This is a genomic window from Bacillus sp. F19 (assembly GCA_023823795.1).
In the GTDB taxonomy this organism is placed as follows: Bacteria; Bacillota; Bacilli; order Bacillales; family Bacillaceae; genus Bacillus_P.
Map to the genome: position 1 here is coordinate 1,168,347 of CP085710.1, position 13,837 is coordinate 1,182,183.

13 protein-coding genes and 1 pseudogene are annotated in these 13,837 nt (G+C 40.1%); 10 read left to right on the forward strand and 4 right to left on the reverse strand.

What is annotated here, in order from left to right:
- The first annotated feature begins 36 nt into the window (after positions 1–36).
- The 3 genes from LIT25_05955 (at position 37) to LIT25_05965 (ending at position 3,387) form a co-directional block, all read left to right on the forward strand.
- Positions 37–663 (forward strand): NUDIX domain-containing protein, encoded by a 627-nt coding sequence (locus tag LIT25_05955; GenBank protein ID USK34892.1) that lies wholly within the window; start codon positions 37–39, stop codon positions 661–663.
- Between the two features lie 447 nt (positions 664–1,110).
- Entirely contained in the window at positions 1,111–2,268 is a 1,158-nt protein-coding gene (locus LIT25_05960; protein USK34893.1) for a rod shape-determining protein RodA, read from the forward strand.
- Positions 2,269–2,448: 180 nt separating this feature from the next.
- The gene (locus tag LIT25_05965; GenBank protein USK34894.1) at positions 2,449–3,387 is read left to right on the forward strand and encodes a DMT family transporter; all 939 of its coding nucleotides are present in this window, start codon (positions 2,449–2,451) and stop codon (positions 3,385–3,387) included.
- A 388-nt stretch (positions 3,388–3,775) separates the two neighbouring features.
- Here the strand turns inward: LIT25_05965 and LIT25_05970 are convergent, their stop codons facing one another.
- Positions 3,776–4,243, reverse strand: coding sequence for a CPBP family intramembrane metalloprotease (locus LIT25_05970; protein USK34895.1), 468 nt, complete (start codon positions 4,241–4,243; stop codon positions 3,776–3,778).
- A gap of 10 nt (positions 4,244–4,253) precedes the next feature.
- A complete protein-coding gene (locus tag LIT25_05975) occupies positions 4,254–4,487 on the reverse strand; it encodes a hypothetical protein (protein USK34896.1) in 234 nt (77 codons plus the stop codon).
- A gap of 268 nt (positions 4,488–4,755) precedes the next feature.
- Here LIT25_05975 and sigH point away from each other — a divergent pair, with 268 nt between their 5' ends.
- Positions 4,756–5,406 (forward strand): RNA polymerase sporulation sigma factor SigH, encoded by a 651-nt coding sequence (gene sigH / locus LIT25_05980; protein USK34897.1) that lies wholly within the window; start codon positions 4,756–4,758, stop codon positions 5,404–5,406.
- Between the two features lie 150 nt (positions 5,407–5,556).
- The gene (locus LIT25_05985) at positions 5,557–6,345 is read left to right on the forward strand and encodes a DUF4240 domain-containing protein (protein USK34898.1); all 789 of its coding nucleotides are present in this window, start codon (positions 5,557–5,559) and stop codon (positions 6,343–6,345) included.
- Positions 6,346–6,380: 35 nt separating this feature from the next.
- Here LIT25_05985 and LIT25_05990 read toward each other — a convergent pair whose 3' ends face one another.
- Positions 6,381–7,172 carry a DUF817 domain-containing protein gene (locus tag LIT25_05990; GenBank protein ID USK34899.1) on the reverse strand — a complete coding sequence of 264 codons (792 nt, stop codon included), beginning with the start codon at positions 7,170–7,172 and terminating at the stop codon, positions 6,381–6,383.
- A 300-nt stretch (positions 7,173–7,472) separates the two neighbouring features.
- On the opposite strand from LIT25_05990, the gene LIT25_05995 reads away from it, so the two are divergent.
- Both LIT25_05995 and LIT25_06000 read left to right on the forward strand, forming a co-directional pair.
- Positions 7,473–8,321 carry a VOC family protein gene (locus LIT25_05995; protein ID USK34900.1) on the forward strand — a complete coding sequence of 283 codons (849 nt, stop codon included), beginning with the start codon at positions 7,473–7,475 and terminating at the stop codon, positions 8,319–8,321.
- A 1,212-nt stretch (positions 8,322–9,533) separates the two neighbouring features.
- Positions 9,534–9,884: pseudogene (locus tag LIT25_06000) on the forward strand (Crp/Fnr family transcriptional regulator).
- Between the two features lie 177 nt (positions 9,885–10,061).
- Here LIT25_06000 and LIT25_06005 read toward each other — a convergent pair.
- On the reverse strand, positions 10,062–10,550 hold the full coding sequence (locus tag LIT25_06005; GenBank protein ID USK34901.1) for a DinB family protein: 489 nt from the start codon (positions 10,548–10,550) through the stop codon (positions 10,062–10,064).
- Between the two features lie 281 nt (positions 10,551–10,831).
- Between LIT25_06005 and LIT25_06010 the strand changes: the two genes are divergently transcribed.
- The 3 genes from LIT25_06010 (at position 10,832) to LIT25_06020 (ending at position 13,654) form a co-directional block, all read left to right on the forward strand.
- Positions 10,832–11,851 carry a fatty acid desaturase gene (locus LIT25_06010; protein ID USK34902.1) on the forward strand — a complete coding sequence of 340 codons (1,020 nt, stop codon included), beginning with the start codon at positions 10,832–10,834 and terminating at the stop codon, positions 11,849–11,851.
- A gap of 82 nt (positions 11,852–11,933) precedes the next feature.
- A complete protein-coding gene (locus LIT25_06015) occupies positions 11,934–13,058 on the forward strand; it encodes a sensor histidine kinase (protein ID USK34903.1) in 1,125 nt (374 codons plus the stop codon).
- The gene (locus tag LIT25_06020) at positions 13,055–13,654 is read left to right on the forward strand and encodes a response regulator transcription factor (protein ID USK34904.1); all 600 of its coding nucleotides are present in this window, start codon (positions 13,055–13,057) and stop codon (positions 13,652–13,654) included. The genes LIT25_06015 and LIT25_06020 overlap by 4 nt, the downstream gene beginning before the upstream one ends.
- Positions 13,655–13,837 lie beyond the last annotated feature (183 nt).

Consider the following 13,837-nt stretch of genomic DNA (forward strand, 5'->3'; position numbering starts at 1 on the left):
AGCGGTGAAAGAAGAGAATTGAGAGGACATCAAAAGATGGATAAAGAATTACTTCGTATTTATGATGAGAATCACAATCCAATAGGAACAGCTGCCCGCTCAGATGTCCATAAGTCCGGCTACTGGCATGAAACCTTTCATTGCTGGTTTGCGGGAAGAGAGAACGGCAGGGTGTACCTCTATTTTCAGTTGAGGAGCAAAGCGAAAAAGGATTACCCCAATTTATATGATATTACGGCTGCAGGCCACATTCTGGCCGATGAAACGATTGAGGATGGAACCAGGGAGGTAGAAGAGGAAATCGGCATTCGCCTCTCCTTCTCAGATCTAGTCCTGTTGGATGTTCTGAAGTATTGTGTATCTCAAAAAGGGTTAATTGATAATGAAATTGCACATGTGTTTTTTTATCCATTTAATCTGCCCTTTGAAAGATTTACCTTGCAAAAAGAAGAAGTAGCGGGAATGGCTCGGGCAGAATTGCAATTAGTTAAAGACCTTATGGCTGGGAGAAGAACTAGTCTTCTAATGGACGGTTTTGAAGTGAATCAGGACGGAACTAGAAAAAATGTCCAAACAAAAGTAGATAAATCTAGATTCGTGCCTCATGAAGATACCTATTATGAGAGAGTTTTAGAATTGATTGAAGATGAGATGATGAGATAATGAGAAAGTAATAGGGAAATAGAGTTTGAAAAAAATCTATGATTTCCTGAAACCTTTTCTCAAAATTTTTCGTATTTACATATTAGAGAGGGAAACAAGATGATTCCAGTTTGGGTTGTGGTTTTAACTGTTAGTGCCTGCAATCAGGTTTATGATTTGAAGCCAGCCATCTTCATGTATGCGGTCATACTAATCAGCAGACAGGAAATGGTGAATGCAGCTTAGACGGTAACGTGCACCGTATGCCGGACAAGGCAGTAAGCCTATTTTGATTGTAAAGACATAAGGACTGCGATCAGCAGTCTTTTTTTTAGTATTACTGCAATTTTTATAGTATGTAGGGTCTTTGTCAAGCTCCAGCGCCTAGATCCTTATCTGCCTGTCGGATCTGATCAAGGTGCATGCGCTTTTCTGCAGCTTAAAGTGATGTGAGAGGATTTGCAAAAAATGGAGAAAAACGAACATCCTTTTGATTTTAGTCTGGTTTTCATTGTATTTTTATTTTCGATCATCAGTTTTCTATCAATCAGCACGGCTCAGGAATTCGGACAGTATAATGAAAATTTTCTTGTGAAGCAAATGGCCTGGTATATCGCAGGCTGCGGAATTATTTTGGCAGTCATGTATTTTGATATGGAGCAAATTGAGAGAATGCAATGGTTTGCTTACGGTTTTGCCATGCTTCTGCTTATCTTTCTGATTCTCGCGCCAGAATCGATTGCAAGGCCGGTAAACGGAGCGAAAAGCTGGTTTCAGATTCCTGGTATTGGCTCCCTGCAGCCGTCTGAACTTTCCAAAATCGCCCTCATACTTACACTCAGTCATCTTATTTCAGCGCATCATGAGAAATATGTATTCAGAGATTTGAAATCAGATTTTCTCCTTTTAAGCAAAATGGGTCTCGCAACATTTGCTCTGATTGCGATTATTATGCAGCAGCCTGATTTAGGGACTTCACTTGTGCTCATTGCCATTTTCAGCGGACTGATTTTAGTTTCGGGCATTTCGTGGAAAGTGATTGTCCCTATCTCCCTTTTAATGAGCTCTGTTGGATGTCTGCTTATTTATTTCATTGTATTTCAGCCAGATGTTCTGAGTATCATCGGAGTCAAGCAATATCAGCTGGGACGAATTTACGCATGGCTCAGCCCGGAAGAATTCAAAGAAGGGGACGGGTATCACTTGTATCAGTCCATGCTTGCGATTGGATCCGGATTGGTTACAGGAAAAGAAGCAAGCTTAGGCAATGTCCATTTGCCGGAGGGGCATACTGATTTCATTTTCAGTGTCATCGGAGAAAAATATGGTTTTGTCGGAGCGAGCTTTGTCATCAGCCTGTATTTTCTTTTAATCTATCGAATCATCAGCCTTTCACTTGATGTGAAGGACCCTTTTTCTTCGTACATATGTACAGGAGTTATTTCAATGATTGCTTTTCACGTGTTTCAAAATGCCGGAATGACGATCGGCTTATTGCCGATTACCGGAATTCCTCTTCCATTCATCAGCTATGGAGGAAGCTCAATGATCAGCAACATGCTTGCACTGGGGCTCGTTTTCAGTATTAGCATCCGGAATAAGAAATATTTTTTTGATCGTGAATGAAAAAAATCCTCCTTCAAATTAATCTGTACCCTATAGAGTAGACACTTAAAAAGAGTCTACCTATAGGGTATTTTTTTCATGAAACCATGCAAGATAATTCTTTTGATCAAAAGAAGGAAAGCCAGTCCTAATCACAGAAGTTTATAAGCATAGATAAAACCAGAAAAGGAATGAATAGCTTTGAATAAACGCAACCCCTATTTTCTTCTTGTTCTTGCGACAATTTTATGGGGAGGGAATTTTGTCATCGGCCGTGCCATAACAGACAGCATGCCTCCATTTACCCTCTCCCTGCTCAGGTGGTGTACTGCATTAATCATTTTTCTGCCCTTTGCATGGCCTCATCTTAAAAAAGAGTACGTACAGTTAAAAAAGAACTGGCACATCCTGATTTTGATGTCTATAACAGGAATTGCAGGATTTAACAGCCTGCTTTATCTTGCGCTGCATTACACAACATCCATTAATGCTTCATTAGTAAACATGTCGACTCCAATTGTGATTTATATCCTTTCCTTTTTTATTCTCAGGGAGCAGCTGAACAGAAATCAGATGATCGGAACCGTTCTTTCTCTTGCGGGGCTATTTTTTATTCTTTCAAAAGGATCTCTTTCAGTCCTTGTCAATTTCTCGTTTAATTTTGGGGACTTCATTGTCCTTGCCGCGGTTGTTTGCTGGAGCATCTATTCCATTTTAATAAAGCGTTATACAGGAATTTTGCCTGGATACAGCACATTTCTCGTATGTATAGCTTTCGGTATTCTCGTTCTGCTTCCGCTTTCTTTTTATGAGACTTTCATTTTAAATATTCCTATCGTGTGGTCAAGTTCTTCGGTTTTCACCATTTTATACACAGGAGTTTTTGCATCTATTGTTGCTTTCATCTCCTGGAATACGGCTGTTGTCAGAGTAGGAGCAAATAAAGCGGGTATCTTTCTGAACTTGATTCCGGTCTTTGCCGTCATTTTTGCTGTTTTATTTATTGGAGAAAAAATAATGTGGTATCAGCTTGCAGGAGGCCTTTTTGTCATAGCTGGAGTCTACCTTTCAGCAAGGTCTATTCCGCTTGAGAAAAAGGAGAAAAAGATGTTTTTAAGAGATAAGGAGTTTTACAGATGAAAAAAGCAAGCCGTTTTTTACTCGGTTTGGACAGCTTATCTTTCTATTCGCCCTTCTGGCAGGCACCTTTTTTTCTGGTTTCATGATTTATGACTGCATTCTTATCCATGTATACGATAAAATGGACATATACATTTTTATGCTCCTTTTTTGCATGTATTTTCTCGGCATGCTTATGGAGAAGAACAATTTTGATGGGGTAGCTGGTACGGATTTTATTGCAATGGCTGTTTCATTCTTTTTGTCCTTTTAGTAGGACTTTTTTATCACGGGATAAACACAATAAGAAAACATATTTATTGGCTCTTGTTCCCTCATCGAAAACAAGTCAGGAAGAGTGAGCCCTTTTCGTATAAGAAGGCCAGGAAGAATAGGTAAACTCTTACCGTTAGACATGTAAAAATTTAAAATAAACGAGTATGATTCCTAAATCTGCGAGCATGTGACAAAGTACGGCAGGGATCAATGTCTGAAATTTATGGCGAACATACCCCCAGACCATTCCTGCCAGGAAGACAGGTATGACTCCTAGAAGGTTAATGGGCCATTTAAACAAGGAGATCAGAGACAGCATGTGATATAGGCTGTAGAAAAAAGATGTAATCAGCAGCGTATTAAAAATACCCATTTTCTGGTTCAGTTTGGCATACATGAATTCCCGCCAATAAAATTCTTCCAAAAGAGGATTGACGATCAGCAGGATCAGAATAAGCAAGATATGATGCCCTCCAGTAAAGTTCCAGTCTATTAACAGCTTCTTAAGCTTTGCTGAATCAAAAAAAGATTCAGAGAAAGCTGATACTGTGCCAAAGATTAAGGCTAAAAAGATGATTCCAGTAATAAAACCAGTTAACAAACCTTCTTTTTTAGAATAATAGGTTTCTCTCAGATTTAAGGCATTGACGAATTCTGGCGCCGGAGACCAGCAGAAGCCAGCCGTAAAACAGAAAAAAAGTCAGGGGAACGCTCTTCAATCCGTGCAGTCCCAAAGCAATCATGATCGTTGGTCCAATAAAAAGCAGCATGGATTTTAACACATCATCACCTCTTCCAAATGCGTTCCATTTCTTCTTCTGGGTGAAGATGGAAAACACCTTCAAAAAAGAACCTCTTACTTTTTAAATTTGATTTATCTTAAACCTGTTTTTATTAACAAAAATACTGACAAAATAAACGGAAAATCTTCTTTATTCGACAAATTCCACATCTATTCTTGCAATGTTTTCTTATTTTATGGCTCCCGCTGTAAACAAGAGTCGATATTTTTACATATCTTTCAAGTTCTATCTGGGGTAATATAAACATACTTCCTAGTTTCTATTTTTTGGGAGGGACCATTATCATCATGAAATCTGCGGAGGGATCTGTATGAGTGTTACATTAGAAGTGAGGAAGATTGAAAGTTATGCTGAGTTGACAGATGAGATTTTGCTTGAACTCGTTCAAGAAGGAGATTCAGAATCGACCGACTTTTTAATCAGCAAATATCGCAATTTTGTCCGGGCAAAAGCGAGCAGATATTTTCTCATTGGCGGAGAACGAGAAGATATCGTGCAAGAAGGAATGATTGGTCTATATAAAGCCATTCGTGACTTCAAAGTGGACAAGCAGGCTTCATTCAAGGCGTTTGCAGAATTATGCATTACCAGACAGATCATAACGGCCATTAAAACAGCCACCCGTCAAAAGCACACCCCTCTTAATTCCTATGTCTCTTTGTACAAGCCTCTTTTTGAAGATGATAACCACACGCTGCTCGACGTGATTCCAGGAACAAAAACAATGGATCCGGCCACCTTGATCATTAATCAGGAAAAAGCGCTGGATATTGAAATGAAAATGGCCGAAATGCTGAGTGATCTGGAAAGAAAAGTATTGGCCCTTTACATGGACGGACAATCATACGTTGAAATCTCCGAAGAGCTGAATAAGCACGTTAAATCAATAGACAATGCTCTCCAGCGGGTAAAGAGAAAACTCGAAAGATACATGGAGATGCGGGATTACAGCCTGATATAGAGAGAAATATCAGAATAGCGGGAAAATGGATGGCATGACTTTAATCGGTGATGCTTTTTGTTTTGTTTGTTTTTTTAGATATTAAAGAAATTGATAGTCTTGTAAAATGTAAATAGTAGATTATAAAATGAGAGGGTTTGATGTAGGTTTATGGAAAAACTGCTTATTTTCAATGATGGAGCATCCAATAAATTTTGGAAGATAAAAGCAGAAGAGACCTCCTATACAATTACATATGGGAAGATAGGCACAGGCGGAGCAGTCAAAACTAAAACATTTGAGACTGCTGAGATCTGTCAAAAAGAAGCTGAAAAACTAATAAAGTCTAAGGTAAAAAAAGGCTATATTCCTGCTGAGGGAAGCGAGGGGATTATAAAAGAAAGCGCCATGAAAGATAAAGCGTTTTGGGATCTATTGAAATTGGTTAAGAGCAAGGCTGAAGATAGTGAGGAGCAAATAGAGTGTCTGATTGACTATTTATCCAAATTGAGTGTTAAAGACTTGATTAAATTTGATTCTATTCTAAATCAGTACATGAACAAATCGTATACTTCAAACCTATGGGCTGCTGCCTATATCATTTTGGGCGGATGTTCTGATGATTGTTTTGACTATTTTAGAGCATGGCTTATTTTTCAAGGAAAAGATGTTTATGATAATGGCAATAAAGATCCAGAAAGTCTTATTCCTTTCCTTATAAAAATGGAAGAACTTGATGATTTGCCGCAGTTAGAGGATTTATTATCAGCGGCATGCATGGCTTTTGAAGAAAAAACTGGTCAGGATGATGAAGCCTATTACGATCTCTATGAACAGCTTGCAGGGTTTGAGGAGCAGCCTGAATTGGAATTTGACTGGGATGAAGACGATGAGGAAGGTATGAAAAAGAGGTTTCCAAAGCTATGGGAACGATATGGTGAAGTCCCGGTCGAATGGTAGAAAAGCTTGCAGCGTTAGGAGAGCTGCAAGCTTTTTTATTGTCGGGCAGATAAGGTTTCAGGCTGTTCATTGAATTCTTTTATGTGCTTCAACTGAGCCACAATCATAAAACTGACAATCACCAGCAGCAGCCATGAGCTGATTTTTCCGATATGGACAATTTCCCAGTTTTGCTGCTGATTTGGATAGGCCCATGCCCCAAAGAAAGTCGCAATATTTTCTGCTATCCAAATGAAGAATCCTATTAGAAAAAAGGATAAAGTAAGCGGCATGGAATAGGCAGTTTTGTTTATTGTGAATGATACAAACGTCTTTAGGAAAACAAGAAGGATCAAAAGTTTCAAAATCCAGCGCACATCATAGATGTAATGATGCGTGTAAAAGTTTAAGTAAATAGCAGCTCCAAGTATGACTACGATCCATAAGGCCGGCCAGCTGCTGATCCGCAAATCCATTCTCCTCCACGCCTGGCACATATAGCTTGCCACACTCGCATACATAAACCCGCTGTACAATGGCACCCCGAATACTTTGCTTATCCCTTCTTCAGGATACGCCCACGAACCCATCTGCACCTTATAAAGCTCAAGGGCAAGTCCGATAATATGAAAAACAAAAATAACCTTCACTTCATCTGCTGTTTCGTATTTGAAATGAATCATCAGGATTTGAGCAGCAAGACAAATCAGCAAAATCAGATCATAGCGGGCAATTGAAGGAACTTCTATGTATTTTGTCAAAGCGAGAGTTAGAAAGATAATAACCGGAAAAAGGCAGGACACGGCTTGCACGTAACCAAAGTAAAAAAGATTTTTTAGATGTTTCATAAGAGCACCTCTGGTAAAAGCGATCGTTTAAGCTTTTGAATTTAGATATTGGAAAGAATAAATATTGTGCTTTGATGGTATCTCAAGCTCCGCATCTCGCATTCGTATCTGCTTTTCGGAGCGGGCCTTGGTTCTATCCTTTTTCTTAGTATGGTTGAAACGAATTGGGAAGTCTATATAATTAAGTGCTTTTCTTATTTGACAATTGTAAATTAATTGCTTGACTTCTTATGGTTACGAAAATATAATTACTTACATAAAGTAAGTTATAATCATATCATATTAAAGGGGGATTCATTTATGGAGTTTCATCAGCATCCGCATACGTATGTAGGTCAAGTCACCATTAAAGTTCAGGATTTAAACAGGGCATTAACGTTTTATCAGGATGTGATCGGTTTTAAGATTCTTGATCAAACTGAAAAGCATGCTAATTTGACAGCTGACGGCAAGACGGTTCTTCTGTCGCTTGAACAGCCGGAAAATCTTTCAGCTAAACAGCCTCGAACAACAGGGCTTTATCATTTTGCTCTGCTGCTGCCAAATCGGTCAGACTTAGGCAGGGTCCTGCAGCATTTGGTTCAGATCAACTATCCTATTGGGGCATCCGATCATTATGTGAGTGAAGCCCTTTACTTAAATGATCCGGACGGCAACGGAATTGAAATTTATGCAGACCGTGCAGCATCAGAGTGGACATGGCAGGATGGTCAGGTCTCCATGGCTACAGAACCGCTTGACGCTCAAAGTGTTCTGGCTGAAGGGAAAGGTGGACCATGGACTGTTCTTCCTGATGAAACAGTAATGGGGCATATCCATCTGCATGTATCTCATTTGAAAGATACAGAAGAATTTTATGGAAAAGGTCTGGGATTTGAGGTTGTCACCCGTTACGGCAGACAAGCTTTATTCATGTCAACAGGCGGCTATCATCACCATATTGGTTTAAACACATGGGCTGGAGAAGGTGCCCCTGCTCCGTCCGAAAACAGCGTCGGGTTAAAATGGTTTACACTCGTCTTTCCTGATGAAGAAGCAAGAACTAATGCTATTCAGCAATTGAAGCAAACAGGTGCAGACGTCTTGGAGGAAAACGGCGAGTTGATCACGGCAGACCCTTCCGGTAACCGGATTTTATTAAAAATTTAATCATTGCTGCAGTCTTATTGGCGACGCCTGTAAGGCTGTTTTTTGTTACATCTGAGAAAACTGATTAAAGTTTGATTTGCACTGATTGGACATAGATTTACACTAATAGAATCTGGATTTGTTCTGATAGAGCTATGGAGCCCCAAAACTGGGTAAAAGGTGAAAAAAGTGTTCCAAAGGATCAGAATGGAGCCCCAAAACCGGGTAAAAGCTAAAAAAAGTGTTCCAAAGGATCAGAATGGAGCCCCAAAACCGGGTAAAAGCTGAAAAAAGTGTTCCAAAGGATCAGAATGGAGCCCCAAAACCGGGTAAAAGCTGAAAAAAGTGTTCCAAAGGATCAGAATGGAGCCCCAAAACCGGTTGAAAGCTGAAAAAAGTGTTCCAAAGGATCAGAATGGAGCCCCAAAACCGGGTAAAAGCTAAAAAAAGTGTTCCAAAGGAGCAGAATGGAGCTCCAAAACCGGGTAAAAGGTGAAAAAAGTGTTCCAAAGGAGCAGAATGGAGCCCCAAAACCGGGTAAAAGGTGAAAAAAGTGTTCCAAAGGAGCAGAATGGAGCCCCAAAACCGTGTAAAAGGTGAAAAAAGTGTTCCAAAGGAGCAGAATGGAGCACAAAAACTGGGTAAAAGGTGAAAAAAGTGTTCCAAAGGAGCAGAATGGAGCACTAAAACCGGGTAAAAGCTAAAAAAAGTGTTCCAAAGGATCAGAATGGAGCCCCAAAACCGGGTAAAAGCTGAAAAAAGTGTTCCAAAGGATCAGAATGGAGCCCCAAAACCGGGTAAAAGCGGAAAAAAGTGTTCCAAAGGAGCAGAATGGAGCACTAAAATCGGGTAAAGGCTGAAAAATGTGTTCCAAAGGATCAGAATGGAGCCCCAAAACCGGGTAAAAGCTAAAAAAAGTGTTCCAAAGGATCAGAATGGAGCCCCAAAACCGGGTAAAGGCTGAAAAATGTGTTCCGAAGGGGCAGAATGGAGCCCCAAAACTGGGTAAAAGCTGGAACAAGTGTTCCAAAGGAGCAGAATGGAGCCCCAAAACCGGGTAAAAGCTGGAACAAGTGTTCCAAAGGATCAGAATGGAACCCCAAAACCGGGTAAAAGCTGAAAAAAGTGTTCCAAAGGAACAGAATGGAGCACTAAAATCGGGTAAAGGCTGAAAAATGTGTTCCGAAGGGGCACTAGAACTCGGATCATCCCTGTTCGAACGGGTTTTCAACTGCTGTACAAGGCTGGTATGCGGCTTTTCTAAAACATGCAGCTTTGCCGAATGCTGATCTGATCAATTTTCTTGTTCCATGGGGTGAAACGCTTGTAGGAATTGCTTTAATCGTAGGACTTGCAACACTCCCGGCTCTATTAGCAGGTGCATTCTTGAATCTTAATTTTATGCTGGCAGGGACAACAAGCACAAATCCAATTCTCTACACCGCAGCTATGCTATTAATGGCAGCCGGTGCAGTAACATGGTTTTACGGGGCTGACCGCTTTGTCATTCCAACTATCAAAAATTATTTGAAACGAAATCAAGGGCTGAAAAAAACGAATCAAAAACATGCTGCAGCTCATTAATGATAAGCCTGGACCAGAGGGTGAAAAAGGATTGAAAGGATATAATTTTTAGCGCTTCTGTCTAGTGTCAGCGCCTAACTTCGGACAGAACGGATCCGCAGTAAAAGCAAAAAGCGCATTTACTGGCGGATCCTTCTCTGCCTTTCGGAGCTGACCAAGATGCTTGCACGGTTCTATTTAAGAAGTTGGAGCTCCCATATCAGACCATTCTTCTTTTGATGGCCCATAAGCGCCCGTAACTGGAAGTCCTGCCTGACGCATCAAAACAGTCAGCTGTCCGCGATGGTGGATTTCGTGTTTAACGAATAGAGATAAGGTCATCCCGTTTTTCCACTGAAAACCAAACACTTCTTTTGTTTCCTGCATCTTCTCATCATCCCAATCACTTACGCCCTCAAGAAGAGATTGAACCGCCACGCGGTATTGCTCCGCAATCTCTGCTGCTTTAGCCGGATGCTCGCTGTTTGCAGGTCCCTGAACTTTTAACCCCATCGGTTCAAGCATTCCTGAAGCCGGCACTAAATGCCATGCCAGATCACCAAGAGACCGATGCCCGGGTGCAACTTCCTGCTTTAGTGAGGCATCTGTTAAAGAATCCAGCAATTTTTGAGTGACCGCTGCTTCATTTTTGTAGTCGCTGATAAAGCTTTGTACGGTTAAATACATGTGATTAGCTCCCATCCGATTTGAATTTGCAATAAGAACATACGTACTGTTCACTATACAATTCTACATAAGATCTTTATTTCCTTCTTTTAATTGATAAGGTTTTTTAAATCTCAAAAAACACGTATAGAATATTTTTAACCTGCAGAAAATGAATGTGGAAATCATCTCCATTCCCTATATGACATTTATCATGTATCCAGCATGACACCTATGTCTGCACAGATGAATGGAATACCTCTATAATTTGAATTACCTTATTTAGAAGGGAATCAAAAACAATGAGCAAAGAATTGCAAAAAAACTTACGAAAACAAGTAGCTCCATATGAAAAAGCAAATACGAAAGACAGCATCATGCAGATCATCAATACGATAGGACCCTTTATGATCATTTGGGTGCTTGCGTATCAGAGTCTGTCGATTTCATACTTCCTGACACTTGGACTTGCTGTCTTAGCTGCTGGATTTTTAACAAGAATTTTCATTATTTTTCACGATTGCTGTCATCACTCGTTCTTTAAGAACCGTAAAGCAAATAAAATCGTTGGTACGATTACAGGGGTTTTAACGCTGTTTCCTTACAACCAATGGCAGCATGACCATTCGATTCATCATGCAACTAGCAGTAATTTAGATAAGCGCGGAACTGGCGACATTTGGGTTCTCACAGTGGATGAATATCTGGCAGAGCCGGTGTGGCGCAGAATTGCCTACCGTCTATACCGAAATCCGCTTGTGATGTTCGGACTAGGACCAACTTACGTATTTATTTTCAAGAACCGTTTTAATAAAAAAGGTGCAAAGACAAGTGAGAAAATGAACACTTATCTTACGAATGCATTAATTGCGGCAGCAACGGCTGCTTTGTGTTTCACGATTGGATGGGAAGCCTTTCTTTTAGTACAAGGTCCGATTTTCTTAATCTCGGGATCAATGGGAGTATGGCTTTTCTACGTACAGCATACATTTGAGGATTCTTATTTTGAAGAAGATGAAAACTGGGATTATGTAAAAGCAGCTGTAGAAGGAAGTTCATTTTATAAGCTTCCAAAGCCGCTTCAATGGCTTACGGGCAACATCGGCTATCATCATGTTCATCACTTGAGCCCGAGGGTGCCGAACTACCGTCTTGAAGAAGCACACAACAACACAGCGCCTCTTCAAAACATTCCGACAATTACACTTGCAACAAGCTTGCAGTCACTTAAATTCCGTTTATGGGATGAAAGAAGCAAAAAGTTTGTCGGATATAAAGAAATAAGAGCTCTCTCGAAAATGAGAAGCAGTCATCAAGTATAAGAGAAATTGGAAAATACATGCAGTCTTTATAGGCTGCATGTGTTTTATTATGATAAAATAGTTAAAAAAAGGAGTTTCCATCATGTTTAAACGATATATTAATAACGGAATTTCTCCTTATATATGGGCCGTACTCAGCATTCTGCCATTTTATTTTATCCTTCAATCATCCTCAACGGCTGAGATCATCGTTGGAATCTCTTTGACCATTTTATTTTTTATTATTTTTAGGTTTGCATTTATTTCAAAGGGCTGGCCTGTTTATCTTTGGACGAGTCTATTAATAGCCATTTCTTTTACGTCGATGTTTTTATTTACTTACATTTACTTTGCGTTTTATATTGCTTATCTGATCGGAAATATAAGAGACCGCATCGCTTTTCTGACACTTTACGTCATCCATTTAGTTGTTACTACAGTTGCCATTAACTTAACTATTATTTTTCAGGAAGCATCGTTTTTAGAGCAGCTCCCATTTATTATTATCACGTGCATCAGTGTCATTCTTCTTCCTTTTAATATCTATAATAAAAAGGAGAGGGGACAGCTTGAAGAAAAGCTTGAGGATGCCAACAAGAAAATCTCCGTGTTTGTAAAGCTTGAAGAGCGTCAGAGAATTGCCCGCGATCTGCATGATACGTTAGGACAAAAGCTATCGCTTATAGGTCTGAAAAGTGATTTGGCCAGGAAATTAATCTATAAAGATCCTGAAAAAGCACGCGAAGAATTAAAAGATGTTCAGGCTACAGCAAGGACAGCCTTAAATGAAGTGAGAAAGATGGTCTCGCAAATGCGGGGCATCAGGCTTAAAGAGGAAATGGTCCGCGTAAAACAGATTTTAAAAGCGGCTGAAATTGAGTTTGTGCTTGAACAGGATGCAGCACTTTCAAATGTTTCCCTGCTTACTGAAAATATATTGAGCATGTGTTTAAAAGAAGCGGTAAACAATGTTGTGAGGCACAGCAAGGCAAAAACCTGTTATTTCCGGGTTGAACAGACGTGGGACGGAATTGTGATGACGGTCCGTGATGATGGAATCGGAAGCATCACAGAGGGTGATTTTACAAAAGGCAACGGGCTGAACGGCATGAAAGAGCGCTTGGAATTTGTAAATGGAAGTCTCGAGATTTACTCAGAAAATGGAACCACGCTTATCATTAAAGTACCGAATGATGTAAAACAAAAGGATAAGGAGGATTTCATATGATCCGAATCGTTATTGCAGAGGATCAGCAAATGCTTTTGGGCGCATTAGGATCACTGCTGAATTTGGAAGATGATATGGAAGTTGTAGGGAAGGCTCATAACGGGGAAGAGGCTGTGGCCCTTGTGAAAAAATTCAAGCCGGATGTTTGCATCACAGACATAGAAATGCCTGGAATGAATGGACTCGAAGCCGCCGAGCAGCTGAAGGCGGAAGGCTGTAAAGTGATTATTTTAACAACGTTCTCTCGCTCTGGATATTTTCAGAGAGCGGTAAAAGCAGGAGTTAGTGCTTATCTATTAAAGGACAGCCCAAGCGAGGAGCTTGCAAGCTCAATCCGCAGTGTAATGGAAGGCAGAAGAATTTACGCACCTGAACTCATGGATGATGTGTACAGTGAAGAAAATCCTTTAACGGAACGGGAAAAAGAAGTGCTGGAGCTCGTCGCAGACGGAATGAACACAAAAGAAATAGCCGAAGAACTTAGCATTAAAGCAGGAACAGTCCGGAATTATATCTCAACAATCTTTGATAAGCTGGAAGTGAAAAATCGGATAGAGGCCATTTCCCAATCAAAGGAAAAGGGCTGGTTTAAATAAATGACTGTAAACCTTGATAAAGTGGAAAACACTGAATTGAGGTTTTTTGTTTTGGCGGGAATTGGCAGCTGTTTGAAAAAAAAGTATTTTGTAAAATCGGACACTATTTTATTGAATTGGGATAGTAACTTAATTATATTGGCAAGTAAAAGTATTATTTAAGAAAGTGAAAAAAAGCTCACG